Origin of the sequence: Streptomyces sp. NBC_01384, assembly GCF_045040035.1 — a bacterium.
Taxonomy (GTDB): Bacteria; Actinomycetota; Actinomycetes; order Streptomycetales; family Streptomycetaceae; genus Streptomyces.
The window spans coordinates 234,928-260,262 of sequence record NZ_CP109559.1 but is presented as its reverse complement, the minus strand read 5'-3'; the positions used below and the strand labels follow the sequence as shown (position 1 = coordinate 260,262).

General features: G+C 75.1%; 15 protein-coding genes. 10 read left to right on the top strand and 5 right to left on the bottom strand.

Annotated features, from left to right (window positions below; all coding sequences use genetic code 11):
• Positions 1 to 76 precede the first annotated feature (76 nt).
• Complete coding sequence (locus OG747_RS00820) at positions 77 to 1,309, bottom strand: hypothetical protein (RefSeq protein WP_405876800.1); 1,233 nt, start codon at positions 1,307 to 1,309, stop codon at positions 77 to 79.
• Between the two features lie 666 nt (positions 1,310 to 1,975).
• On the opposite strand from OG747_RS00820, the gene OG747_RS00815 reads away from it, so the two are divergent.
• Positions 1,976 to 4,660 (top strand): AAA family ATPase, encoded by a 2,685-nt coding sequence (locus tag OG747_RS00815; RefSeq protein ID WP_405876798.1) that lies wholly within the window; start codon positions 1,976 to 1,978, stop codon positions 4,658 to 4,660.
• 143 nt (positions 4,661 to 4,803) lie between these two features.
• Here OG747_RS00815 and OG747_RS00810 read toward each other — a convergent pair whose 3' ends face one another.
• Entirely contained in the window at positions 4,804 to 7,608 is a 2,805-nt protein-coding gene (locus OG747_RS00810; RefSeq protein ID WP_405876796.1) for a BTAD domain-containing putative transcriptional regulator, read from the bottom strand.
• A 471-nt stretch (positions 7,609 to 8,079) separates the two neighbouring features.
• On the opposite strand from OG747_RS00810, the gene OG747_RS00805 reads away from it, so the two are divergent.
• From OG747_RS00805 to OG747_RS00770, 8 genes are read left to right on the top strand one after another with little or no spacing between them, the layout of a single operon-like run.
• Positions 8,080 to 9,939 (top strand): fatty acyl-AMP ligase, encoded by a 1,860-nt coding sequence (locus OG747_RS00805; protein WP_405876794.1) that lies wholly within the window; start codon positions 8,080 to 8,082, stop codon positions 9,937 to 9,939.
• On the top strand, positions 9,933 to 11,705 hold the full coding sequence (locus tag OG747_RS00800) for an acyl-CoA dehydrogenase (RefSeq protein ID WP_405876792.1): 1,773 nt from the start codon (positions 9,933 to 9,935) through the stop codon (positions 11,703 to 11,705). The genes OG747_RS00805 and OG747_RS00800 overlap by 7 nt, the downstream gene beginning before the upstream one ends.
• Before the next feature lie 38 nt (positions 11,706 to 11,743).
• Positions 11,744 to 12,025, top strand: coding sequence for an acyl carrier protein (locus OG747_RS00795; protein WP_405876790.1), 282 nt, complete (start codon positions 11,744 to 11,746; stop codon positions 12,023 to 12,025).
• Positions 12,022 to 15,018 carry a type I polyketide synthase gene (locus tag OG747_RS00790; protein ID WP_405876788.1) on the top strand — a complete coding sequence of 999 codons (2,997 nt, stop codon included), beginning with the start codon at positions 12,022 to 12,024 and terminating at the stop codon, positions 15,016 to 15,018. The genes OG747_RS00795 and OG747_RS00790 overlap by 4 nt, the downstream gene beginning before the upstream one ends.
• On the top strand, positions 15,015 to 16,073 hold the full coding sequence (locus tag OG747_RS00785; protein WP_405876786.1) for a 3-oxoacyl-[acyl-carrier-protein] synthase III C-terminal domain-containing protein: 1,059 nt from the start codon (positions 15,015 to 15,017) through the stop codon (positions 16,071 to 16,073). Before OG747_RS00790 ends, OG747_RS00785 begins: the two co-directional genes overlap by 4 nt.
• Positions 16,070 to 17,983, top strand: a complete 1,914-nt coding sequence (locus OG747_RS00780; RefSeq protein WP_405876784.1) for an HAD-IIIC family phosphatase — start codon at positions 16,070 to 16,072, stop codon at positions 17,981 to 17,983. The genes OG747_RS00785 and OG747_RS00780 overlap by 4 nt, the downstream gene beginning before the upstream one ends.
• Positions 17,973 to 18,230: an acyl carrier protein gene (locus tag OG747_RS00775; protein WP_405876782.1), complete on the top strand. Its 258-nt coding sequence runs from the start codon at positions 17,973 to 17,975 to the stop codon at positions 18,228 to 18,230. The genes OG747_RS00780 and OG747_RS00775 overlap by 11 nt, the downstream gene beginning before the upstream one ends.
• Positions 18,227 to 19,087: a 4'-phosphopantetheinyl transferase family protein gene (locus OG747_RS00770; protein WP_405876780.1), complete on the top strand. Its 861-nt coding sequence runs from the start codon at positions 18,227 to 18,229 to the stop codon at positions 19,085 to 19,087. Before OG747_RS00775 ends, OG747_RS00770 begins: the two co-directional genes overlap by 4 nt.
• Here the strand turns inward: OG747_RS00770 and OG747_RS00765 are convergent.
• Together OG747_RS00765 and OG747_RS00760 are read right to left on the bottom strand one after the other, a co-directional pair.
• Positions 19,067 to 20,068, bottom strand: a complete 1,002-nt coding sequence (locus OG747_RS00765; protein WP_405876778.1) for an AfsA-related hotdog domain-containing protein — start codon at positions 20,066 to 20,068, stop codon at positions 19,067 to 19,069. The two genes, OG747_RS00770 and OG747_RS00765, sit on opposite strands and share 21 nt — an antisense overlap.
• Positions 20,069 to 20,196: 128 nt before the next feature.
• A complete protein-coding gene (locus tag OG747_RS00760; protein ID WP_405876776.1) occupies positions 20,197 to 21,216 on the bottom strand; it encodes a hypothetical protein in 1,020 nt (339 codons plus the stop codon).
• Positions 21,217 to 21,375: 159 nt separating this feature from the next.
• Here OG747_RS00760 and OG747_RS00755 point away from each other — a divergent pair, with 159 nt between their 5' ends.
• Entirely contained in the window at positions 21,376 to 21,534 is a 159-nt protein-coding gene (locus OG747_RS00755; protein WP_405876774.1) for a hypothetical protein, read from the top strand.
• 1,055 nt (positions 21,535 to 22,589) lie between these two features.
• On the opposite strand, the gene OG747_RS00750 is transcribed toward OG747_RS00755, so the two are convergent.
• Complete coding sequence (locus tag OG747_RS00750; protein WP_405876772.1) at positions 22,590 to 24,875, bottom strand: LuxR C-terminal-related transcriptional regulator; 2,286 nt, start codon at positions 24,873 to 24,875, stop codon at positions 22,590 to 22,592.
• Positions 24,876 to 25,335 lie beyond the last annotated feature (460 nt).

Here is a 25,335-nt window from a genome sequence, read left to right as displayed (position 1 = left end):
ACCCACACACGAGCGCGATGCGCGCCGCGTATCAGCAGCAGGGGGCTACCCAGTCACCGTAGCCCCCTTCGAACCGTCAAGCCCGGATCATCGAGTCAATGCACCGCGAGCCGTTGATCTCGACGACTGCGGCCGGGCCTGCGCCTTGGGGCAGCTTCGTGTCGTCCAGGTCGCAGAGCAGACGCTCCACGTCGACGACGAGCGATCCATAGACATGCCACGCATCAGGCGCGCCGACTGCTCCCCGGTCGATGAGATCGGTCATCCCGGCATGCCAGGTACGCATACGCTCGATCACTGTGTGCAAGTGCCTTTGGGCATCGACTTCAGTCGAGCCGGCCGCCGCTCCGATTCCGGCATAGCTCATGAACACCTGCCCTGCCAGATCGAGAGCTTCGGCGTATCGAACAGCGAAGCCGCCGTTCAAGCCGGGGTGCGCGCCTTGAACGAGGCTGTCGGCCAGCGTCCTGGCGATGCCGCGCACCTGAAACGACGCCGTGTGCAGCACCTCCAAGGCACCCTCATAGATCTGGATCATGTGTTGCCTTCGAGCCCCGGCTCGGACGTTCCAGCGCAGACTTTCCGCCGATGTTTGTACCTCCTCCCTTGCTTCCGAGAGCTGCTGCTCCAGGTCGCGTGCCCGCTCCAGCCAGATGGAGGCGTGGCTCAGGGGCCGTTCCCCCTCCAGCCCTCGGCTCATGTCCTGCAGCAGCGTGCCGGTGCAGCGGGCCAGACGCCGGACAGCAGCGTCGGACTGGGCGAGGTGCGTCGATGGAAGGATCAAGGCGTTGACCACGACTCCCACCACGGCGCCGGTAAGGGTGGAGACCACGGGGGAGACCACGTGTCCGACCGGAGCCGCGGCAGCAGCTGTCAGGGTGATCAACGCAGTCGATGCGATTTGGAGCCGGTCCTCGCCGTTGCCCCGTCTGCCGGTGAGCAGCACCGTCGTCAGGACGGCCAGGATGCCTCCTGCGGTGGCCCCCAGCAGCCAGGCGGCGGCGACAGCCAGGAACACTCCCAATACCTGGATCCCCACTCGGCGCACGGCATGGACGACCGAGCTGTACACCGTAGGCGCGTTTGCCATGAACAGTGCAGTGGCCACACCCAGGAACTGCTGCTGTCCCGGTAGCCACAGGGCGATGAGCTGCCACGTAAGCACCGCCGCGATCAGGCTCTTTACACCGTGCAGGACGTACTCGCTCCGGCCCGAGCCGATCGTCCTGATCTGGCCCAGCAGCGCCACCAAGGCCTGCGGTGTCGCCGTCGAGCCACCACGGCACCGATCAGTGGGAGAAAAACGCATGCCGAGCAGAATGTCTGATGTTTTCTATTTGTCCAATGATGTGGCTCACTTTGGCCCCGCGCCGCGGGAACCCCACGCGGTCGGGGACGAGCGTGTGGCACACACGGCCGGGCTGTTTTGTGGGGGACGCGCCATGACCGATACGCAGGACGTCTGCCCGATTGCGCTTCTGTAATGCGTCCCGAGGTCCCCGATGAATTGATCACGCTGGAACGAACCGCCGAGGCGGAACGCGCGAAGCTCGCCAGCCTCTCCCGGAGGCGTCGCCACGACGCTCTTCCGAACGGTGCCGTCAGCAACCCCTGCAAGCCTCACCGTTCTGACCTGCGCAAAGAGGATGTGAAACAGCTTCTGAGCGGGGAGACGGCCGGGGAGCCGGTACCGCGCCCTCCGCCCGGCCGCGCCCTCCACCCGGCCGCGGGCCCCGCAACGGCCACAGGCCCCGCGGCTGTTCACCCTCACCCTCGCCCACGCCGTCCCCCTCGCCCTCGCCGTCGCTCACGCTGTCCGCAGGTGCGCCCCGCCGTGCCCCGGCGTGCCCCGGCGGGCTTTGTCCGGCGGGCACTTCCTGCCGTGCAGCCAGTGCCCGCCGCGGCAGGCACTCGCGGTGGCATATGCCTTCCTAGACTGCGCGAACGGGGAGAATACGACCGGGAGGGCGGGCCCATGGTGCTCCTGCATCGCGACGACGAGTGCGCACGGCTGGACAAGGCCCTGCGTGCCTGCACCGACGGCACGGCCCAGCTGGTCCTGGTGGAAGGGGCACCCGGCTGCGGCAAGACGCGGCTGGTGCAGTACGCCGCCGACGCCGCGGCCGAGCGCGGGCTCACCGTGCTGCACGCGGCCGCCGACCCCGCCGCCCGCCGCCAGGACCACGCCCTGCTGCGCCGGCTCGCCGACGGCCTCACCGCGGGCCCCTCCCGGCCGGCCCCGGCACCGGATACGACCGGCACCCCTTTCGCCTCCCTGCTGCGCGCGGCCTGCGCCCGCGGCCCGGTGGCCCTGTGCATCGACGACCTGCAGTACGCCGACCGCGCCTCACTCGCCGAACTGCTGCGCCTGACCCACGCCCTGCGCCACGCCCCCCTGCTGACGGTGCTCGCCCAGTCCCCGTACCACCGCAGCGACGGCTCAGGCCTGCATACCGAACTGCTGCGCCACCACAGCTTCGTGCGTATCCCCCTCGCCCGCCTGGATGCCCGCAGCACCGCGGAACTGGCCCGCTTCTGGGGCACCCCGGTGCCGGCGGGCGCCACCGCGCAACTCCATCGCCTCAGCGGCGGCAACCCGCTGCTGCTGCGCGCCCTGCTGGCCGAGACGGGCCCCGCCGACGGCCGCCGGCCCGGGTGGCCGCAGCCCGGGCTGGGCGGCCCCTTCGCCGAGGCGTTCGCGATCTGTGTGCAGCGCTGCGGCTCTGCCGCCCGCCGGCTCGCCCTGGCCCTGGCCGTCCTCGGCGAGCAGGCCGACCTGCGCAGCGCCGCCCCGCTCGCCCGGCTGAGCCCCGACGCCGCCGCCCGGGCCCACCACGCACTCGACGCCGCGGGACTCGCCGCCGGTGCCCGGCTGCTCCACCCCACGGCCGAGTCCGCCGTGCTCGCAACGCTCCCGCCCGCACAGCGCCGGTCGCTGCACCGCGACGCCGCCCGCGTCCTGCACCACGCCCTGGCCGAACCGGCCGTCGTGGCACGCCGGCTGCTCGCCGCCCAGGCCGCCGCACACGACTGGGAGATCCAGGCCCTGCGGGACGCCGCCCGGCAGGAACCGTTCTCCCGCAGCGACCCCGACCAGGCCCAGGCCTGTCTGCGCCTGGCCCGTTCCGGCTGCCGCGACGTCCCCACACGGCTGCGGATCACCCTCCAGCTCGCCGCCCACACCTGGCGGCTGCACCCGGCCGCGGCCCACCGTCTCCTCGACGAACCCCAGGCCGCCCTGCGCGCGGGGAAACTGCCGCCCGCCGACGCGGGGTGGCTGGCCCGGCTGCTGGCGGCCCAGGGCCGCGTCGAGGAGGCCGACGAGGCCCTCGGCCGGGCCGCCCAGGGCGCCCGCCCGGCGGCCGCCCACCCCCCGCTGCGCGACCAGCACCCGGCCCCCCAGGTCCCGGCCTCCCAGCTCCCGGCCCCCCAGGTCCCGGCCTCCCAGCTCCCGGCCTCCCGGGTCCCGGCCCCGCCGTCCGTCCGCGCCGCCGCGCTGTGGCTGCCCCCCCACGCCCCGGACGGCGTAGCGGCCGCCGAACGGCTGCTGGCCGGCACGCCGCTGACCCAGGCCGCCTTCGAGCTGATCGACCGCGCCCTGCGCACCCTGGTCGAGCACCGGCCGCACAGCGCCATCGCCTGGTGCCGCCGTCTGGGCGAGCAGGCCCCGGCCCGGGAAGCCCCCGGCTGGCAGGCCGCCTTCGCCACGGCACACGCCCAGTCCCTGCTGCACCTCGGCGACCTCGCGGGCGCCCGGCGGGAGGCGACCTCCGCGCTCGGCCACCTCGCCGGCCGCGGCGGCCCGTATCTCCTCGCCCCGCTCGCCCTGCTGGTCCAGGCACTCACCGAACAGGGCGAGTACGCCAAGGCCGCCCTGTATCTGCATCCCACCCTGCCCGGCGAGCCGTACTCCACCGTGCACGCCCTCGCCTTCCTCGGCGCGCGCGGCCGCTACTACCTGGCCACCGCCCGCCCCCGGGAGGCCCTGGAGGAGTTCCTGGAAGCGGGCAGCATCGCCGGCCGCTGGGGAGTGGACCAGCCCGCTCTGCTGCCCTGGCGCACCGGCGCCGCCCAGGCGCTGCTGCATCTCGGGCGCCCGGCCCAGGCACAGGCCCTGCTCGCGGACCAGCTCGCCCGTGCGGCGGTGGGCGGGGCGCGGGTGCGCGGGGTGGCGCTCCGGCTGAGCGCGGCCACCGCGGAGCCCCGGCGCCGCGTCGAGCTGCTGAGCGGCGCGGTCGACGAACTGCGCGACTACGGGGACCGCCTCGAACTCGCCCGCTCCCTGGCCGACCTGGGCTCCGCGCTGCGGCTGAGCGGCGAGGGAACCCGGGCGGGGACGATCACCCGGCGGGCCTGGCAGCTGGCGGGCGAGTGCGGCGCGTTGCCGCTGTGCGAGCAGATACGTCCCGCCCCCGGCCCCCAGCGCGCCGCGCGCCCCGCCGCCGGCCGGGACGCCGGCCGGCTCAGCGGCGCGGAGGAACGGGTGGCCACCCTCGCCGCCCAGGGCCACACCAACCGGGAGATCGCGGCCAAGCTCTACGTCAGCGCCAGCACGGTCGAGCGCCACCTCACCTGCGCCTACCGCAAACTCGGCATCTCCCGCCGCCAGGACCTGCCCCTGGACCTGCGCACCCGCACACCCGAACAGGCCGGTCACTGACCCGACCGACCGGCCGGCCGACCGGCCGGCCGGGACCATGCCGGTGCCGCGCCGGGGGAGTTCACGCCGCCGGACGCCCGCCGGACGCCCGCCCGCCTGCCGTCGCCGTCGCCATCGCTGCCGTCGTCGCCGTCGTTGTGTGTTCAGCCGGCGCAGGGTGCCAGGCGCCACACCCCGGGCCGGACCTCCGACCAGCCCGGGGGCCGGTGGCCGGTGCCGTGCACCCGGTCGAGCCAGCGGCGGGCGTAGGACTCCAGGCGCGCATCGCGCAGTGCCGTCGCCAGGTTCAGGCAGTCGGCGAAGTGCGCCTCGGCCGCATCCGGCCCGGCGCTCTGCAGTGCCAGCAGGCCCAGCACCCGGTGCGCCTCGTAGCGGCCCCTCGGGTCGTCGGCGACCGCGTCGAGCGCGGGCGAGAGCAGGGCTGCCGCCTCCTCCAGTCCGCCCGCGTCCAGTTGCAGGTCGGCCAGGCCGACCAGGGCCCGGCCGCGTTCGGCGGCCGCCGGCGCGGCGTCGGCGGTCAGCAGCGCCCGCTCGTAGAACTCGCCGGCCGCCGTGAAGTGCCGCCGCTGCCAGGCCAGGTCGCCCAGCGACCGCAGCAGCCGGGCTTCGGCGGCGAGGTCCTCCTGGTGCCGCGCCGCGTCCAGCGCCAGGGTGTGACAGGTCTCCCAGGCCTCCCAGGCCGCCCGGGCCTCCAGGAAACCGGTCATGGCATCCGCGAGGTCGGCCGTCTGCGCCCACAGGCCGGCCGCATGACACCGGCGTACGACGTCCACCAGCCCCTCCTGCCGCCGGCTGAACCACTCCAGCGGATGCGTCCCGCGCCGGGCGGCGGGGCCGTCGGCCGCGCGGAGCTGCGCGGTGAACTCGGCCGCCAGCCTGGCGGTGGCCGCCCGCGCCTGGGCGGCCGGGCTCTCGGCGGCCAGGCACTCCAGGGCCAGCAGCCGCCACAGCGGGTGCAGCCGGTGGTGCGTGCCGTGGTGGGGGCCGCCCGCCACCCGGCGCAGCAGCCGCGCCTGGACCAGTGCGCTCAGCAGGTCCCCGGTCTTGGCCACGTCCTCGCCGAGGACCGCGGCCGCCGTTGCGGGCCCGAAGGGCCCCGCGGGCAGGAGTCCCAGCAGGCGGAAGGCGTGCCGCAGCACCGGCTCGGTCTCCTCGTAGGAGGAGCGCAGCCGGTCGTGGAAGCCGGGGGCCGCGGCGCTCAGTTCCGCCAGCCGCCGCTGCTCGCCGCGCAGCCGGGCGGCCAGCATGTCCAGGCCCCAGTGCGGGCGTGAGGCCAGCCGCGCCGCCGCCGCCCGCAGGGCCAGCGGCAGTCCCTCGCACAGCGCGGCGATCTCCCGTACCGACGCCTCGTTGCAGGCTTGCGGTATCAGACGGCCCGCCGCCGCGGTGAACAGCCGCCGGGCCTCGTCCTGGGGCAGGACGTCCAGCTCCAGCACCCGGTCGGTCAGCCCGTCCGGCACGCGCCGGCAGGTGATCAGCGCGGTGCTGCCCGGGGTGTCCGGCAGCAGCGACCGCACCAGCGCCGGGGACGCGGCCCCGTCCAGGATCAGCAGCATCCGCCGGCCCTCGGTCAGCCGGTGCAGGATGCGGCGCAGCCCGGCCCGATCGGACGGCAGCGGCCCCTGCACCCCGAACCGGCGCAGCAGACGCGTCAGTGAGCCGGCCGCCTCCGCCTGCGCCTGCTGCCCGGCGCCCAGTTCGAGGAAGACCCGGCCGTCGGGGAAGAGGTCGGCCAGCTCGTGGCCGGCGGCGACGGCGAGCGCGGTCTTGCCGGTGCCGGCCGCTCCGGCGATCGCCGCACAGCCGCCGGCCGGGACGTCGCGCAGCAGGGAGTCGAGCCGGTCCAGTTCCTCGGCGCGGCCGATGAACACCGGGTCGCGTGCGGGCAGCCGGTCCAGGGCCTGGCCGGGCAACTGGACCTGCGCCGCACCCGCCGCCTCCTCCGGCACCCTGCCGCCCGCCTCCTCCGGCACCCTGCCGCCCGCCTCCTCCGGCGCTCTCCCGTCCGCCGCCTCCTCCGGCACCCTGCCGCCCGCCGCCGCCTCCGGCGCCCTCCCGTCCGCCTCCTCCTGCTGTGCCCTGCCGCCCGCCGCCGTCTGCTGTGCCCTGCCGCCCGGTGCGGTCTTCTGCGGTGTCGTGCCCGCTGTGGTCTCCTGCGGTGTCCGGCGGGCGGGCGCCGGGTGCAGCAGTTCCGGATCGCCGGCCAGGATCCGCTGGTGGAGCCGCTGGAGCTGCTGCCCCGGTTCGATGGCCAGTTCCGCCATGAGGGCCCGGCGCAGCTGTGCGAAGACCTGTAACGCGTCCGCCTGCCGGCCCGCGCAGTACAGGGCCGTCATCAGCAGCATGTGGAACTCCTCCCGCATCGGCATCTCGGCCACGACGGACTGGAGTTCACCGACCAGGCTCTGGTGGTGGCCGAGCTGGAGCTCGGCGCGGATGCGCTGTTCCAGGGCGGCGGCCCGCACCTCGGCCAGCCGCACCGCGGTCCGCGCGAGCAGCGCGCCGTGCGGGGTGTCGCAGGCCAGCGGCGCACGCCACAGCCTGAGCGCGCGGCGCTGCAGATCCGCCGCGGCGGCGTGGTCGCCGCGCAGCAGCGCCGCCCGGCCCATCTGGTGCAGTTCCTCGAACACCGTCAGGTCGAGCTGCGCCGGGTCCAGGTACAGCGCGTATCCGGGCGGGCGCGTGACCAGCGCGTCCCGGCCGTACTCGGGGTCGGCGGCCTGCAGCAGCTTGCGCAGCTGCGAGACGTAGACCTGAAGGGTGGTCCGCGCGGTGCGCGGAGGGTTCTCCCCCCACAGCTCGTCGACGAGGCCGTCCACCGAGACGATCTCGTTGGCCCGCACCAGCAGGGTGGCGAGCACCGCGCGGATCTTGGCCGCCCGGGGCGTGACCGGTTCGGCCGCCGCGGACGAGGTGACTTCCAACGGACCCAGAATCCGAAAACGCATGCCCCCACCTTCTTCTCGGTCGCGCCGGCCGGCGGGCGACAAGGACACGGCCGGTGCCCCCGGGCCCCGTACCCCAGGCCCCGCCCCTCCCGCAGCCCCGGTCTCCCGGTCTCCCGGCCTTCCGGTCTCCCGGCCTTCCGGTCTCCCGGTTCGCCTGCAGACAACGGGATTCGGCCAGAGCGCCGCTCGCCGGTACCCGGGGCCCCGCCCGGACAGCGGGTGGCCGGCACCCCGGGGGGATGCCGCCCCGCCCGCTGTCCGGGCGGGGCGTACACGTCCGGCGCCAGATTCGTGCTGTCGTCACTGTAGGCGGCCGCCACTCCCCAGAATCGGACAGGCGTACCCCTGATTTCTGCGGCGCGGGAGCGCATCGCAAGCGGCGCTTTAGCCCGCGATCTCACGATGGGCGCGCTTCGGCGGCAGAAGGGGCCTCCTGTGCCCCGCCTCGAATGCGCCACGAGGGGGCTGACGTTGACCGCTGCTTTCACCACCTTCACCGAACTGATCCGGGAGCGGGCCGCCGACCTCGGCGCCGCCGACGCCCAGGTGTTCCTGCGTCACGCCGGCGGCGCCGAACATCTCAGCTACGCCGCTCTCGACCGCCGCGCCCGCGCACTGGCGGTGCGCCTGCGCGCCTACGGCGTCCAGGGCCAGCCCGTGCTGCTGCTCTACCCGCCCGGCCCCGGCTTCCTCGTCGCGTTCGTGGGATGCCTGTACGCCGGTGCCATCGCCGTACCCGCCCCGCTGCCCGCCGGCGGGGGCGAGCGGCTGCAGCGGGTGTCGGGCATCCTCAAGGACACCCGCAGCCGGCTGGTGCTGACCGATACCGAGCACGCGGCGGACACCTCGCTGTGGCTGGCCGTGTCCGGCCGCGGAGAAACGGTTTGCCTCGCCACCGACCTCGACGACCGCGACGGCCTCGGCGGCCTCGATGGCCTCGGCGGCCTCGATGGCCTCGCGGCCGACGCGGATGCCTGGCGGGCCCCCCGGACGGGCCCCGACGACCTCGCCTTCCTGCAGTACACCTCCGGTTCGACCAGCAGGCCGCGCGGTGTGATGGTCACCCACCGCAACCTGCTGGCCAACCAGGAGGCGCTGCAGCGCCTGCTGGGCACCACCGCCGCCGACCGCTTCAGCAGCTGGCTGCCGCACTACCACGACATGGGCCTCATCGCCCATGTGCTGCACCCCCTGTGGCTGGGCACCGTATCCGTCCAGCTGCCGCCGGTCTCCTTCATCAAACGGCCCGTCAGCTGGCTGCGCTCGATCGGTGAGTGGGGCCTGAGTGTGGGCGGCGGCCCCAACTTCGCCTACGACCTGTGCACCCGCCGTGTCAGCGACGAGGCGCTGGCCGGGCTCGACCTGTCCAGCTGGCGCCTGGCCCTGTGCGGCGCCGAACCGGTACGGGCCAAGACCCTGGACGCCTTCGCCCGCCGCTTCGCCCCGGCCGGCCTGCGCGCCGGCAGCCTCTACCCCGGCTACGGGCTCGCCGAGGCCACCCTGGTGGTCTCCGGCGGCCGGCCGGGCGCCTTCGCCCGCCGCCTGGCGGTGGACGCGGCCGCCCTGGAACACGACGAACTGCGCGCCCCGGCCCCGGGCCGACCCGCCCGTACCCTGGTCGGCGCCGGGCGGGTGCACGACTTCGACCTGCGCATCGTCGACCCGCTGGCGGGCCGGGAGGTGCCCCCCGGACATATCGGGGAGGTCTGGCTGCGCGGCGACAGCGTCGCCCAGGGCTACTGGCGCCAGCCGCTGGAGACCGCCCGCACCTTCAACGCCGCGCTCGGCGAGAGCGGCGGCTTCCTGCGCACCGGCGACCTGGGCGCCGTCGACGACGGCGAGCTGTACATCACCGGGCGCCTGAAGGAGGTCATCATCCTCAACGGGCGCAACCTCTACCCCCAGGACGTGGAGTGGGCGATCCGCGAGATCGGCCCCGCCTTCGGCGCCGGCCACGGCGCGGTGTTCACCGTCGGCGCCGAGCGCGAGCAGCTCGTCGTGATCCACGAGGTACGGGCCCCGCGCGCGGGCACCGAACGCCTGCGCGCCCTGGCCCGCAGTGTCCAGGCCCTGGTCGGACGGAGCTTCGACGTGCCCGCCGGCAATGTGATCCTCGTGCGCCCCGGCACCCTGCGCCGCACCACCAGCGGCAAGATCCAGCGGACCCTGATGCGCACGCTGTTCCTGCAAGGAGAGCTCTCCCCGCTCTACGAAGTCCTCGACCCGGCCGTCCAGGCCCTGCTCCCGCGGCCCGCGGCGCCCGGCGGCACGCCGGCCGGCTCGGCGGCCGGCGGCGGGGCGGGCGGCACGGTGGCGGGCGGCTCGTGGTGAGCTCCGCGCCGCCGTCGGCGCTGCTGACCCAGCCGCCGCCCGGCCTGCCCGCCGGCGAGGCCCCGGCCCGGGTGGCACGGCTGGAGGGGATGCTGGGCGACCCGGCCTTTGGGGCCAACCCGGTCGGCTACCGGGCGCTGCTGCACGCCGACCGGCGTGCCGTGCTGCTCGCCGAGGCCGAGGGGCTGCTCGACGACTTCGGCATGAACCGCGAGTTCGTGCCGAAGGAACTGGGCGGGCGGTTCGACTCCGCCGAGACCCTGCTGCGGGTGATGCGCCCGGTCTTCCGCCGGGATGTCGCCCTGGGGGCCGGCTACGGCATGACCACCTTCATGGCCGCCTCCGACGTGTGGATGCAAGGCAGCGCCGGCCAGCGGTCCTGGCTGGCGGGGTTGCTGCTGGCGGGTTCCAAGGCGGCCATCGCCCAGCACGAGACCGCCCACACCAACGACTTCGTGCGCAGCCAGGTGCGGGCGCAGGTACGCGCCGACGGCCTGGCCGTCACCGGCGGCAAACCGGTCATCAACAACCTGCACCGCGCCGACGCCCTGGTGCTGTTCTGCCGCACCGAACCGCAGCCGGGCACCACCGGCTGCCACTCGGTGCTCCTGCTCGACCCGCACACCCTGCCCGCCGGCCGCTACCGGGTCACCCGCCGGCCCGCCGCTCTGGGCCTGCGCGGCTGCTACTTCGCCGGAGTGGACCTCGACAGCTGTCTCGTCCCCCGCGACACCCTGCTGGGGCCGCTGGGCAGCGGCGTGCCGACCGCGCTGCGCTCCTTCCAGGTCAGCCGCACCCTCATGGCCTCCCTGGTGTCCGCCGCGGTGGACACCGGTCTGCGCACCGCCGTCCTGGTGGACCGCACCCAGGGACCCGGCCGCTCGGGGCTGGACCCCGCCGACCCGCAGCACACCGCGGGCACCCTCGCCTCAGCCTTCGTCAACCTGCTGCTCTACGACTGCCTGGCCGTGGTCGCCACCCGGGCGCTGCACCTGCTGCCCGCCGAGACCAGCATCTACTCCGCGGCGGTCAAGCTGCTGCTGCCCCGCGTCCTGAGCGAGACCATGTACGGCCTGGCGACCGTGCTCGGCTCGCAGATCTACACCCGCGAGGGCACCGTCGGCATCTTCCAGAAACACATCCGGGACGTGCCGGTGGTCAGCCTCGGCCACGCGGGCACCGTCGCCTGCCAGGCCACGATCATCCCGCAGCTGCGGGCCCTGGCCGAGGAGTCCTGGTTCAGCGGCGCCGAGGCGCCCGCCGCGCTGTTCCGCCCGGGCGCCGAGCTGCCGCCGTTCGACTACAACCCGCTGTCCCTGGCCTGCGGACGCGACAGCGTCAGCGCCACCCTGCTGGCCACCGCCGCGTCCCTGCCCGGCGCCGGCCCGATCGAGCGCACGCTGCGCGAGCTGGCCGGGCAGATGACCGTCGAGCTGCACGAACTGCGCAGCCGGGTGCTCGCCCTGCCGCCCCTGGATGCCGCCCGTCCGGTGGGCCCCTCCTGGTTCGCCCTGACCGACCGCTACGTGCTGGTGCTCGCCGCCGCCTGCGTCCTGGGCGTGTGGCGTCACAACCAGGGCGGCCCCGACCCCTTCCTGGCCGACCCCGCCTGGGCCGCCGCCGCCCTGCACCGCATCGCCCAGCGGCTGGGGATCCCCGCCGCCGACCTGCCCGCCGAGGCCACCGCACGCGTCCACCAGGAAGTCCTGGCCCGCTACGGGGACCGGCGCAGCTTCGACCTGTACAACACACCGCTTCCGGGCTGAGCACGGGCCCCCAGCATCAGAACAAGGAGCCTTCAGGGATGACTCCCTCCCCGCCGTGGCACACCGAGGCCCCGCTGTACCAGTGGCTGACCACGCACCTCGCGGTCTACCTGGACCGGCTGCCCGAGAGCATCGACCCGACGGTGCCACTGGCCGAGTACGGCATGGACTCGGTGTGCGCGCTGAGCCTGTGCGGCGACATCGAGGACGACTTCGCCATCGCCGTCGAGCCGCTGCTCGTCTGGGACCACCCCACGGTCGCCCTGCTGGCGGCCCATCTGACGGCGCGCGGCGCGGACGCCGACGGGGGGCTGCTGTGAACGCGGTGGCGGTGGTCGGCCTGGACTGCGTCTTCCCCGCGGCCCACGGCATCGAGGCCTACTGGGAACTGCTGATGCGCGGGGGCGACGCGATCGGCCCGCTGCCCGCCGGCCGCGGCGGCGAGGGCTTCGACGACACCGTCCGGGGCGGCTTCGTGGCGGACGCCGACGTCTTCGACAACGACTTCTTCACCATCGCGCCCCGCGAGGCGGCCGCCATGGACCCGCAGCAGCGGCTCCTGCTGCAGTGCGCCTGGCGGGCCCTGGAGGACTCGGGCCGTTCCCCCCGCGCACTGGCCGGCAGCGACACCGGTGTCTTCGTCGGCGTGATGGGCAGCGAATGGGCCCAGCTGCACATGGGCGACCTGGCGCGCATCACCCCGCAGCTCGGCGCCGGCAGCAGCACGGGCATGACGGCCAACCGGATCTCCTACCACCTCGACCTCAAGGGCCCCAGCCTCGCGGTGGACACCGCCTGCTCCTCCTCGCTGGTCGCCGTGCACCTCGCCGTCAACGCGCTGCTGTCCGGCGAGTGCTCCACCGCGCTGGCCGCCGGCGTCAACCTCGTGCTCACCCCCGCGCTCGGCATGGTCTACCAGCAGATGGGCCTCAAGGCCCCCGACGGCCGGTGCAAGCCGTTCAGCGCGGACGCCGACGGCATCGGCCGCAGCGACGGCGCCGGCGTGGTGGTGCTGCGCCGCCTTCAGGACGCGCTCGCCGACGGCCAGCGCGTCTACGCCGTCATCCGCGGCACCGCCGTCAACCAGGACGGCCGCAGCAACGGCGTCACCGCGCCCAGCCGCTGGTCCCAGCAGGCCGTGGTGGCCGCCGCCCACCGCAGGGCCGGCGTCGGCGCGGACCAGGTCCGCTTCCTCGAGGCGCACGGCACCGGCACCGCGCTCGGCGACATCATCGAGTGCGCGGCCCTCGGCGAGGTGTACGCGGGGCCCCGCGACACCCCGTGCGCGCTCGGCTCGGTCAAGGGCAACATCGGCCACACCGAGGGGGCCGCGGGCATCGCCGGCCTGATCAAGACGGCACTGGCCCTGCACCACCGCATCGTGCCCGCCAGCCCCTTCGCCGCCCGCGAGAACCCCCGCCTGCGCCTCGCCGAGCGGGGCCTGGCCCTGCTCAAGGCCCCCCTGCGGCTGCCGCCCGGCGAGGTGCTGGCCGGCGTCAGCAGCTTCGGCATGGGCGGCACCAACGCCCACGCCGTCCTGGCCTCCGCCCCCCGCCCGCCGCACGCCGCGACCCGCGCTGCGCACGCCGCCGGGGTGTTCACGCTCTCCGCCGACACCCCCGAGGCACTGCGCCGCAATCTCGCCGCCCAGGCCGAGGCACTGGCCCGCCGCCCGCGCGGGGACGCGGCCCCGGTGTGCTGGACCAGCAACCAGACCAAGACCGGCCTGCCCTACCGGGCCGCCTTCACCGCCCGCGACACCGCCCAACTCGCCGACGCCCTGCGCACCGCCGCCGACGACGAGCAGACACGCGCCCGCGTCAGCGACCGCGCCCTGCGCCCCGCGGCCGTCGCCTTCCTCTACCCGGGACAGGGCTGCCAGCAGCCGGGCATGACGGCCGCCCTCTACCGCGAGTCCGCCGCCTACCGGCGCCACCTGGACGACGCCGACGACGCCCTGCGCCCCCACACCGGCGCTTCGGTACGCGACCTGATCCTTACCGAGGACCCCGCCGTCAACCGCGCCCGGTGGGCGACACCCGCCCTGTTCGCCGTCGCCCACGCCCTCACCCAGACCCTGGCCGACCTGGGCGTGGTACCCGACGCCGTCCTGGGCCACGGCACCGGCGAGTACGCCGCCGCCGTCGCCGCGGGCGTGCTCTCCCTGCCCGACGCCGCCCGCCTGACCGCCGCCCACGCCGCCGCGGCCGAGCAGCTGCCGGGCGGCGCCCTGCTCGCCGTACGCGGCGGCGAGGAAGAGATCGCCGACGTGCTCGCCGCCCACCCCGGGCTGCTCCTGGCCGCCGTGGACGGCCCGCACGACACCGTCGTCTCGGGCACCGCGGACGTACTGGAACACGCCGCGAAGCAACTGGCCGCCCGCGGCCTGCACACCCGCCGGCTCCCCGGCCCGCACCCCTGCCCGGCCCCCGCCGCCCCCGCCGCCGCGGCCGGCCCGGTGACGGCCGGGCCGGCCCGGATCGCCTGGGCCTCGGCCCGCCTGGGCCGGATGCTCGGCGAGGAGATCGTGGACGCCGCGTACTGGGCGCAGCCGGCCAAGGCGCCGGTGCGGTTCGCCGACGCACTGTCCGCCCTGGTCGCCGAGACCGCCCCGACCTGCCTGGTCGAGCTCGGCCCCACCGGGCACCTGCTGCGCCTGGCCCAGCGGGCCGGCCTGCCGGCCGGCATCCGGCTGCTGCACCCGGCCCCCGGCCCGGCCGCCACCGCCACCGACCTGGCCGAAGCGGTCGCCGGGCTCTACCTCAGCGGCGTCGAGCCGCGCTGGGAGGCCCTCTACGAGCCGGCCCACCGCCGCACCGAACGCCTCGCCCCCTACGTCTTCTCCCGCGCACGCCGCTTCCCGCAGACCGCCCCCGCCCATACCCCCGCCCATACCCCCGCCCATACCCCCGCCCAGGCCTCCGGCCAGATCCCCGCCCAGGCCCCCGGCCCGGCAGCCGGGCCGGCCGTACCGGACGCGGCCGGGCCGAGCGACGCCCCCGCCGCCCGCCCGCACCCCTCCCACGGGCCCGGCGAGACGGCGGCCGGCCGGCACGATGCCGCGCTGTGCGCGGTCATCGACGCGGTCGTGGAAGTCGGTGCCTACCCGCGCGAACAGGTCGACGCCGCGGCCCGGATCTACGAGGACCTCGGCTTCGACTCGGTGATGATCATGCAGCTGAAGGACCGGATCGAACAGCGGCTGCCGCAGGCCGCGGGCATCACCATGCAGCAACTGCTGCCCGCACTGCGCTCCGTGGGCACACTCGCCGTTCTCGTACGCGAGCTGACCGGCACGGGGGTCACCGTATGACCGCCGGCCCCGTCCTCCTGCACCTCGCCGGCACGGGCAGCGCACTGCCCGCCGACCCCGTCGACAACGCGGCCCTGAGCGGCATCTTCGGGATCAGCGAGGACTGGATCGACCTCTTCGTGGGCACCCGCACCCGCCACTTCGGCTGGGACCCGGCCACGGGTAAGGAAACCCACACCCTCGCCGACCTGTGCGCCGAGGCGGCCGGCCGGGCGCTGGCCGCCGCCGGACTGGCCGCCGCGGACCTGGACTTCCTGGTGCTGTCCACCGCGACGCCCGACGCTCTGCTGCCCACCACCGCCAACCAGACCGCGGACCGCCTCGGTCTCAACCACCTGCCCACCTACCAGCTCCAGGCCGGCTGCTCGGGCGCCGTCCAGGCCCTGGACGTGGCCCGCGCCCTGCTGGCCGGCGGCCACCGCGCCGGCCTCGTCGTCGCCGGCGACGTCACCGCCCGCTTCCTCCAGGCCGGCCGGGACGCCTCCGCGCTGGCCACCCAGGAACTGGTCAACTACGTCCTGTTCGGCGACGCAGCCGCCGCCGCGGTGGTCACCGCCGACCCGCACGGCGAGGCCGTCGCGGTACGCGGCCTGCTGCACCGCTTCGCGGGCCTTGGACGAGCGCCGGGACAGATCGTCGACTGGCACGGAGCCGCCGACCCCGACCCGAACCGCCAGATGCTCTTCGAGGACTACAAGACCATCGAGGAACAGGTCCCCGTCCTGGCCGGCGAGATCGTGTGGGAACTGCTGTCCACGGCCGGCTGGAGTGCGCAGCAGGTCGGCTTCGTCCTGCCGCCCCAGCTCTCGGGCCACATGACCGACCGGATCGTCGCCGGGCTCGGCCTGCCGCCCGGCTGCCGCGAGGTGTCCTGCGTGCGCGACACCGGCAACACCGGCAACGCCCTGCCGCTGCTCCAGCTCGACCGCCTCCTGGCCCAGCTGGAGCCGGGGCAGCGCGCCCTGTCCGTCGTCGTCGAGTCCAGCAAATGGATCAAGGCGGGCCTCGCGCTGGAGAGGCCCGCCCGCCCCGTACCGGCAGGGCGCGGCCGATGACCACCGCCCTGGACGAACTGCGCACCCTGCACCACGCCGGCCGGCTGGCCGCCGCCTACCCCGAGGTGGCCGTGCTGCTGGCCCGCCTCACCGACGCCGCCGACCGCTCCGAGGAGCAGATCGCCGACGAACTGGCACGCTGCGGAAGCCTGCTGGCACGGCTCGACCCCCAGGACGTCCTCGCCCACCACCCGCACACCCCCGCCGTCACCGTGGCCGTCACCGGACACTCCGCCACCGCGGCGCTGACCGACCCGCTTCTCGCCGAACTCGCCCGGCACGGCCTGCTGGCCCGCCCGGTCACCGGCGACCACGGGGCCTACCTGCGCGACCTCACCGACCCAGGCAGCGAACTGCGCCGGGCCCGCCCGGAGCTGACCCTGTGCGTCCTTGGGGCCGACGCGGTCTTAGAACAGCTTCCGCTGCCGTGGACGGTCGCCGACGCCGAACAGGCCTGCGCCCGGCTCCTTGAGCGCCTGGAAACCGTCGCCGCCGCCCACACCGCGCACGCAACAGGGGTCCTGGTCCTCAACACGCTGCCGCTGCCCCGCCGCCTCACCCACCAGATCATCGACCAGCAGCAGCGCGCGCTGCTCGGCGCGGTGTGGCGGGAGTTCAACGCCCGCCTGCTGCGGCTGCCCGCCGCCCACCCCGCCCTGGCCGTCGTCGACCTCGACCCGCTCATCGCGTCCACGGGAGCGGCCACCGACGAACGGCTGGCCCTCTACACCCGCAGCGCCTTCAGCGCCGCCGTCTTCGCCGCGCTGGCCCGCGAAGCCGTGCACGTGCTGCGCGCCCGCCGCGGCATGACCAGGAAATGCCTCGTCCTCGACCTCGACCACACCCTGTGGGACGGGGTTTTGGGGGAGGACGGAGCTGACGGCATCGACTGCGGGCCCACCCTGCGCGGCGAGCCGTACGCCGCCCTCCAGCGGGTGGTCAAACAGCTCGCCGCCCAGGGCGTGCTCCTCGCCGTCAGCAGCAAGAACGACCCCGGCCCGGTCAACGACGTGCTGCAGAGCCACCCCGACATGACCCTGCGCGCCCAGGACTTCGTCAGCGTGCGGGCCGGCTGGGACCCCAAGGACACCGCCCTGGCCGCCATCGCCGGCGAACTGGGCATCGCCACCGACGCCCTGGTGTTCGCCGACGACAGCCCGGCCGAACGCGCCCTGGTCCGCCACCGCCTGCCCGGCGCCGCCGTCATCCCGCTGGGCACCGAGCCCGCCTGGCACGTCACCCGGCTGCTGGCCGACGGCTGGTTCGACACCCCGCACGTCACCGACGACGACCGGGGCCGCACCGGCCAGTACCGGGCCGCCGCCGAACGCGCCCGGCTGCGCGGGAGCGCCGGCTCCCACGAGGAGTACCTGCGCGAACTGGGCACCGTCGTGCGCATCTCCCCGCCCCGGCCCCACGAACTGCCCCGCATGGCCCAGCTCTCCCTGCGCACCAACCAGTTCAACCTCACCGGCGAACGCATCGCAGCGGAGCGGATCTCGCCACCGGGCGCCGGAGCCGGCCTGCGCCCGCTGGCGGTGCGCGTGAGCGACGCCTACGGCGACAGCGGCCTGGTCGGCGCGCTCTTCGTACGGGAGACACCCGACGGCCTCCACATCGACAACATGCTGCTCAGCTGCCGGGTCCTGGCCCGCGGCATCGAGCACGGCTGCCTGAGCGCCGTACTGTCCCACGCCCGCGGCCGCGGCCTGCCCGCGGTCCGCGCCCGCTACCGCGCCACCCGCGCCAACACCCGCTCCCGCGGCTTCTACCCCTCGCTCGGCTTCGTGGCCGAGAGGACGGACGACGGCGCACAGACGCTCTTTCGCCACGACCTCGCCGCCATCCCCGCAGCGCCCTCCCACCTGACCGTTCAGGCCGACTTCGAAGGAGACACCGATGAGCCCTGAGCGCACCGCCGGCCTCGCCGGCTTCCTCGACGCGGTGCGCGACGGGCTCGGCCTGGACCTCACCGAGGAACAGGCCGCCGCCGACTTCGACCTGCTGCCCGACTGGGACTCGGTACACCTGCTGCGCCTGGTGATGCTCCTGGAACGCGAGACGGGCCGCAGCATCCCGGTCAGCCGCGTGCTGCAGGCCCGCAGCCTGCACGCCATCCACCAACTGGTCACGACCGACGGGAGGGACACCCGATGAACGCGGCAGGCGGGGACCTGATCGGCGTGAGCGCGCAGGACACCGACTGGTCGCAGGTCCGCGAGGACCTGCGGCGCTACGGCACGGCAGTGGTCCACGGCCGGCTCGCCGACTGGCGCCCGCAGGCCGCGGACGGCCCCGCACTGCGGGCGGTGCTGGGCCGTGACTGGTCGCGCTACCGCGACATCGCCCACCCCGAGATCCGGGGACGGTACGCGGCCTCGCGCCGGCTGCTCAAACACGCGGCCGCGGCCGCGCTGCGGGCCGAGGCGATCGACCTGGAACTGGCCTACGGACCGACCGGACGCCCCTACCTGCGCGGCTGCGACCAGATCGACATCAGCCTCAGCCACACCGACGACCTGCTGCTGGTCGGCCTGACCAGCCGCGGCCTGATCGGAGTGGACGCCGAACGCGCGGACCGCAGCATCTACGCCCGGGGCCTGGCCCGGCACATCTGCACCCCGCACGAGCAGCGGATGCTCGCCGGGCTGCCGGAAAGGGAGCGCAATCCGAGCCTGGTGCGGCTGTGGACGCTCAAGGAGGCCTACAGCAAGGCGATCGGCCAGGGCATCCAGTTCCGTTTCAGCGAGTTCGGCTTCGGCCCGGACAGCCGGCCCACCCAGGTCAACCGGCCGGACGGCACCGCGGGAACGGGCGAGGAGTGGACCCTGCGCACCCTCACCCTGGACAGCGGCCCCACCGCGTTCGTCGTCAGCATCGCGGTGTACGACGCCGGCATGGGCCGCACCCTGGACACGGAGATCACCACGATGCTCGACGCCGAGGCCGCGCTCGCCATCCAGGAGGCGCTGGACGCCGAGCGGCGGGAGTGGTCACAGATCCTCGACGACTGACACCACCGCCTCCGTCACCGCCCGCCCGGCCTGGGTCAGGGTCAGGGCCAGCGCCACCAGCGGCCGGCCCAGGCCGTCCTGGCGGGCCGGCTGCGCCACAGCGGCACACCGCAGCGGCAGGTCGGGCTCGGCATGGCCGCGGAAGTGCGTGTGCAGCGCGATGAGCGCGCAGTGCCGCGGGTCCAGGCCGTGCAGCCGGTGGGCGCTCAGCAGCGCCGTCTGGCGCAGCACTTCGAGCAGCAGCGCGGACGCCGGGGCCCCGTCCGGCCGGGCCAGCCCGGCCGGCCAGGTGCACGGCGGGCGTACCGCCGCGGACAGCCGGTGTCCCTCGACGCTCACCGGGGAGTGCAGCAGGACGTTGGCGGCGCTGGCCCGCCCCACCTCCGCGGGGCCGGGGCCCGGCGCCCCGCCCGCGCCCTTTGCGCCGTCGGCGTGCCCGGCGTGCCGGCCCGCCACGGCGAGCACGGCGTGCCGGGAGTACTCGCGGTGGCTGCGGTGCGCCATCGGGGCGACGAAGAGCAGGTTCGCCGACCCGGTGCCCGCCGCGACGCCGTCGATCTCCAGCCGCGTGTCGAACTCCAGCGCCCGCGGGATCCCGGAGATCACCTTGTCCGGCCTGACCTGCATGGTCACCGTCAGCGTGCCCGCCCCGCCCGGGTGGCGGCGCCAGGCGCCCACGTCGCTGCTCTCCAGGCCGAACCGGTAGAAGACCGCGACCCGGTCGGCCGGGACGCCGAAGTGGGCCTGCCCGATCCCCCCGCTGACCTGGCTGACCATCGCCATGGCCGCCTGCGGGTCGTGGAAGCGGTCGTGGCCGTCGTTGAACAGCGGGTGGGCGGTGGGCAGTTCACCGGTGAGAACGAATTCCTGCCCCCGGTCGTCGGGGCCGGGCGGCGGCTGCGGGCCGAAGTACCGCGGCCGGTGCACCAGATGGCGGCTGCCGTGTCCGTGCCCCGCTCGCGCGGGCCGGGAAATCTCCAACGGCCAACCCTCCTCGGCTGTGTTCCGGTTCCGTGCGACCGGACCGAACCAGACTGCCGCGCACCGCGCCCGGCCGGCCACGCCCGCCGGATGGCAGGTTGTGGCCTGGCAGACACTGCCCAGCGGGCCTACTCCAGGTCCCCCAGCCCCGTCAGCGCGATCTGCACACCGGCCTGGAAACGGCTGGTGGCATCCACACTCAGCATGATCTGGGAGATGTACCGGCGGCAGGTGCGCACCGACATGCCCAGCCGGCGGGCCACGAGTTCGTCCTTGTAGCCCTGCGCCATCAGCTTGATGATCGACCGTTTCAGGTCGTCGGTGATCTCGCTGCTGTCCTCGGTCCCGGGCACGAACTGGGTGGCCCCGGCCCACAGATGCTCATAGACCCGGCAGATGAAGGCCACCAGCGTCGGCTCGCGCACCACCACCGCCCCCGGCTCCCGGCCGTCCACGTGCTGCTCGGGAAGGAAGGCCACCTCCCGGTCGTAGATGACGATCCGGTCGATCAGTTCGTCGGTGGTGCGCACCTCCGCTCCGTGCGCGGTCACCGCCTGCACGTAGGAGGTGGTGGCGAGGTCGCTGCGCGCGGTGTGCTGGTAGAGGTGACGGATCCGCACCCCGCGCTCCAGCCGCTGAAGGGCCCTGGGCCGGGCGTTGGCCAGCAGGCTGGAGGGGCGGGCACCGCCGGGCTGGGCGGTGAGCATCTCGGTGCGGCAGCGCTCGCCCTGCTCGTCCAGCACGGCCTGCAGCGCGTTGATGTCGCTGATCACGTCGAAGGCCTCGGTCTGGTTGCGCTGCTGACGGCTCTCGAAGTACGTCGCGCGCAGCGCGCCCATCTGGTCACGGATCTCGGAGACCTCCCGCTGCAGGTCCCGTATGCGGCTCTCGGCCGGCCCCACGAGATCGGCCACCGCCGTGTCGGGGCTCACCGGCACCAGCAGCTCCGGCTCGCCGGGCATCGGACGCAGCAGGCTCAGCGCCGACAGACGCTGCTCGACTTGTGCCGCCTTTTCGAGGGAGACACCGAGGGCGGTCGCCATCTCCTCGCGGACAAAGCGGCCCAGCAGTACTGCATTGCGGTACGCCCTCGCCTCGGCCTCATCCAGCGTGGCTAATGCGCCAGCCGGGAGAGCGCTTTCGGTCATTGCAGGCCCACACTCCAGTGTGACGGAACTTCTTGTCAGGCAACTTTACGACACCAGGAATGGGTTGGGCGGAAAACCTCGGTGCGGAAGTCTTGCTCATGCACCGCACGCCAACTGTCAAACGTGGGGGTAGACATGAGTAAGGCTGTGTTGCGAATCATGACAGCTGGACTTCTGACGGCAGTCGGAGTCATCTGCTCGCTCGGGGCAGGCATTACCGCCCCCGCCATTGCCCACGGCCTGGTCGCGGTGTCCCCGGCGTCCGGGCCGGTGCATTCCGGGGCGGCGGCCGTCCCGGACGACGACCAATGGGGCTGACGAACCGGCGCGGACACCGACGGGCGGACCGGATGAACCCGGTCCGCCCGTCGGCGTTTGCGCCGGGCGCGCCCCGCTCCCGCCCGCGGGGCCCGGCGGCGGCCGGCGAGCGGGAGCGGGGCGCCGTGCGGGGCCGGGCAGGCGCGCGGCTGCCGCACGGGTTCCCGCCCCGGGGCCCGCAGGCGTGCTGCACCCCGCCGTGGAACACCGGCGCCGGCACGCCCCCCGCACGTCGCCGGCCGGCACGGGGCGGGCACATCCTCCGGCCGGCCGAGCGCCGCCGGTGGCTTCGGCGGCCCACGGCCGCCCCGCCCCGCCCCGCCCCGCCCCGTCCCGTCCCGTCCCGTCCTGCTCCCGGGAGTCCCCGGGAGCAGGACAACGGCAGCACCGCCTGCCGGACGGCCCGTCCGGCTGCCGTCCCCACCTGGTACGACAGCCACCCGGCGGCCTCGCGCAGGCCGGCCGGCACACCTGCCGCCGCAGCCGCAGCCGTTCTGCGGGCCGCAGCGGCCCCGCCACCGGTTTTGCGGACCTGCCGCGGCCGGACCTGGTGAGCGGGCGGCGGCCGCAGGCCTTCTCCCGGTCCGGCGCGGCCCCCCGCGCCCCGCAGCGCGTGATCACCGCCCCCCGCGTCCAGGTCCGCGGGCACCGGCCGGCCGCCTGCGCGGCACCGGCCGCTCCCGCCGCACGCCCCCGCACACGGCCCGCGGCGCTCCGGGCTGTGCGGGGGTGTGCGGGGGTGTGCGGGGGGCGTGCGGGGCCGGCCCGGCCGTGGCCGCCGCACCGGCACACGCCGCCCCCCCGGCAGTGTCACCGCACCGGCAGGACCGGTGCGGTGACACTGCACCGGCCACGGCCTGGCCCGGCAGCCATGCGCCCGGCGCACGGCGCAGGGCCCCGGGCACCGCCCGGTCCGGCCGGCCCGCCCGGTGCGAGGGCCGTCCCGGCACGGCCCACGCGGGTGCACGGGCGCCTCGGACACGGCCCGGCGGCCTTCCCCCGCCCGGGCCGCGCCGCTCCCAGGTGAACGGCAGAAGAACGGCGCCGCGGCTCGTTCAGGAATTCCTCCCGGCCACCGGATCGGCAGAGAGGAGAAAAACGACCTGCGCCCGGGACCGCGCCCCCAGTTTTTTGAAGATACGCCCCATATAGGTTTCGACGGTTTTGATGCTGATGTCCATCCGGGCCGCAATCTGCTGATTCGTGAGACCCGGACCGATAAGCATCGCGATTTCCCGCTCGCGCGCACTCAGCGGGACACAGCGGTCACTTTCCGAATTCTTTTGTGCGGCCCGCTCGACGGATTCAAGGAAATCCTGCGCGGCGGCTGCCGAATCGTATGCCGTGAGACGGTCGAATTCCGCGGCCGCGAAACGCGCGTGAGCGGACGCGGCGGCCGGGTCACCGGATTCCAGACACGCCCCGGCCAGCCCCCGTGCGAGCGGCCCCAGCAAATGCCCCTGCCCGTGGTGCAGGGCGAGGTCGAAACCGCGCTGGAAAAACCGCCGGGCCCGCCGCCCGTCACCGCCCGCCGAGGCCTCGCCCAGCCAGCGCCACGCCTCCACCACCGGCGCCGCCCCCTCCCGGCCGAGCCCGGACAGCAAAGGCCCGGCCTCCCCGGCCACCTCCCGGGCCGTGCCGGCGGCCCCCTGCGCGGCATGGGCGGCGGCCAGCAGAGCCAGGGCGTGGCCGTGCGCGGCCACGTCGCTCGGCGGCACGCAGCGCACCGCACGGCGGGCGGCGGTGAGCGCGGCGCCCCGCGCCGGCCGCCCCGACTCCAGCAGCAGCGCGGCCAGTTCGGCCTGCGCCGCCGGGATGGCGGCACGGCCCTCGGCGGGCACCGCCCGCAGCACGCGCCTGGCCTGCGCCCGGGCCCCCAGCAGCCGCAGCGCCCGGGCCCGCCACACCGCGGCCTCGGCCCACACCGCGGCCTGCGCCAAGGCCTGGTCCGTCTCCTGCCGCGGCCACAGCCGCGCGTACTCGGCCAGCGCCTCGGCGGGCCGTCCGGACAGCACCAGCGCCTGGCACAGCAGCAGACGCACACCGGGCGGGGCGCCGGGACACTCCGCCGCCCGGCGCGCCGCCCGCGCCGCGCGGGCCGGCTGCGCGAACACCGTGGCACGCGCCTGCGCCTCCAGGAACTCCGCCTCCCGGGCCGTCGGCGGCGCCGCCGACTCCAGCAGCGCGGTGAGCACCGCCGTGGCGGTGCCCGTGTGCGCCGCCGCGTCCGGCGCCCGCTTTCGCGCCGCACGCAGCGCGGCCGCCCCCGCCGTCTGGTACACCAGGGCCCGCACCGCCGGGCGGCAGAAACGGAACCATCCCGCCCTGGGGCCGGGCTGGACGATGCCCTCGCTGTGCAGTTCGTCCACCGCGCGCAGGGCCTCCTCCACGGACAGCAGGGCCGTGCCCGCCACCTCCTCCGGGGTGAAGGGATCACCGGCCGCCGCGGCCGCGGCCACCGCGCGCCGGGCGAGCGGGGACAGCACGCCCAGATCCAGCGCCTGCGCGGTGGGCGGCAGCGGAGAGGGGCCGCAGGCCAGTTCAAGGCTGCTGTGGGGCACACCCCCGGCGTCGGGCGCCGCACCGTCGGACAGCGCCCGCAGCAGCCCCGGCACCCCCGCCCCGTCCCGCAGGATCAGCTCCCGGTGCAACGGGCCGAGCCCGGCGGGCAGCAGCGCCGCGGCCGCCTCCCGCGGCAGCGGCCGCAGCGCGAGGTGACGGACGGCGCCGTCCGCGTGCGCGAGCGAGGCCAGCCTGCGGGCGGCCGGCCCGCCGCCGCGGTGGACGAGCACCGTGAGCACGGGCGCGTCCGGCGGGCGGCGCAGCAGGTGTTCGGTGAACTCGGCCACCTCCGCTCCCGCGCGGTGCGCGTCGTCCAGCACGAGCAGGAGCCCGCGCCGGCCGGCCAGTTGTTCCAGCACCGCCCGCACCGCCCGTGCGACCGCGTGGACGTCGATGTCCCCCAGGCCGGCGGGGGGCATGCCGCCCAGCGCCGGGAAGACCTGGGCCAGCACGCGCAGGCGGACGGCCCCCAGCCTGCCCAGAACGGCGGGGTCCGCCGCGGCGAGCCGGTCGTCGAGTGCGTCCACCAGCGCGTGGAAGGGCCGCCCGCCGCCGCCCCGGGCCGCCCGGCCGCAGGCCACGGTCCACCCCTGGTGCGCCGCCGCCCGGGCCAGCCGGAGCGCCAGACGGGTCTTGCCGACCCACGGTTCACCGGTCAGCCGCACGCATCCGGCCGACGTACGGGCACGTTCCAACTCCTCCATCAGTACAGCCAGTTCGTATGCGTGTGCGCCCTGCCAGGCGGTGTGTCCAGGCTGTCCGGCGTGCCCGTGCGGCACCAGTCCTCCTTCGTCGCTGCGGCTGACGGGCAGGCTGGCGCATCGCCCGGCGCGTTCCAAGCACATGCCGCTGGCCGGTGTGTGCATGGCAGGAAGTGCAGGTGGGGGTGGGTGGGATGAGCAGGTGTCGGGGAATTCCCTGACAGGTGGCGAAGTATCCGAATGCACAAAGCGGCGGCAAGGCGAGAACGAAGTGGTCAAAAATTGCCAGACACGGTCCGGTATTTCCACTTCCTATCGAGGAGATCCCGACCCGGTCTCAAGCACGCTCGGCTCTTCCGCCGGCACGGGCCACCCGGCTTTCGGACAAGGCCCGTTGAGGTCCGCGAGACGGTTCGCGACAAGACGGCGGGACAGCCCCCGACAGGGAAATCACCGGCCGGCGTCCGGCCCGCGGCACCGATGACCGGACATGCTCTCGCCCGATTCGCCGGGCACCGGGAGAAGCGGCGGTGGCCCG

What these genes read in the sequence shown, in the direction of transcription:
- OG747_RS00820 (WP_405876800.1), bottom strand. Translation starts at nt 1,309, where the DNA reads ATGCGTTTTTCTCCCACTGATCGGTGCCGTGGTGGCTCGACGGCGACA.
- OG747_RS00815 (WP_405876798.1), top strand. Translation starts at nt 1,976, where the DNA reads ATGGTGCTCCTGCATCGCGACGACGAGTGCGCACGGCTGGACAAGGCC.
- OG747_RS00810 (WP_405876796.1), bottom strand. Translation starts at nt 7,608, where the DNA reads ATGCGTTTTCGGATTCTGGGTCCGTTGGAAGTCACCTCGTCCGCGGCG.
- OG747_RS00795 (WP_405876790.1), top strand. Translation starts at nt 11,744, where the DNA reads ATGACTCCCTCCCCGCCGTGGCACACCGAGGCCCCGCTGTACCAGTGG.
- OG747_RS00785 (WP_405876786.1), top strand. Translation starts at nt 15,015, where the DNA reads ATGACCGCCGGCCCCGTCCTCCTGCACCTCGCCGGCACGGGCAGCGCA.
- OG747_RS00780 (WP_405876784.1), top strand. Translation starts at nt 16,070, where the DNA reads ATGACCACCGCCCTGGACGAACTGCGCACCCTGCACCACGCCGGCCGG.
- OG747_RS00775 (WP_405876782.1), top strand. Translation starts at nt 17,973, where the DNA reads ATGAGCCCTGAGCGCACCGCCGGCCTCGCCGGCTTCCTCGACGCGGTG.
- OG747_RS00770 (WP_405876780.1), top strand. Translation starts at nt 18,227, where the DNA reads ATGAACGCGGCAGGCGGGGACCTGATCGGCGTGAGCGCGCAGGACACC.
- OG747_RS00760 (WP_405876776.1), bottom strand. Translation starts at nt 21,216, where the DNA reads ATGACCGAAAGCGCTCTCCCGGCTGGCGCATTAGCCACGCTGGATGAG.
- OG747_RS00755 (WP_405876774.1), top strand. Translation starts at nt 21,376, where the DNA reads ATGACAGCTGGACTTCTGACGGCAGTCGGAGTCATCTGCTCGCTCGGG.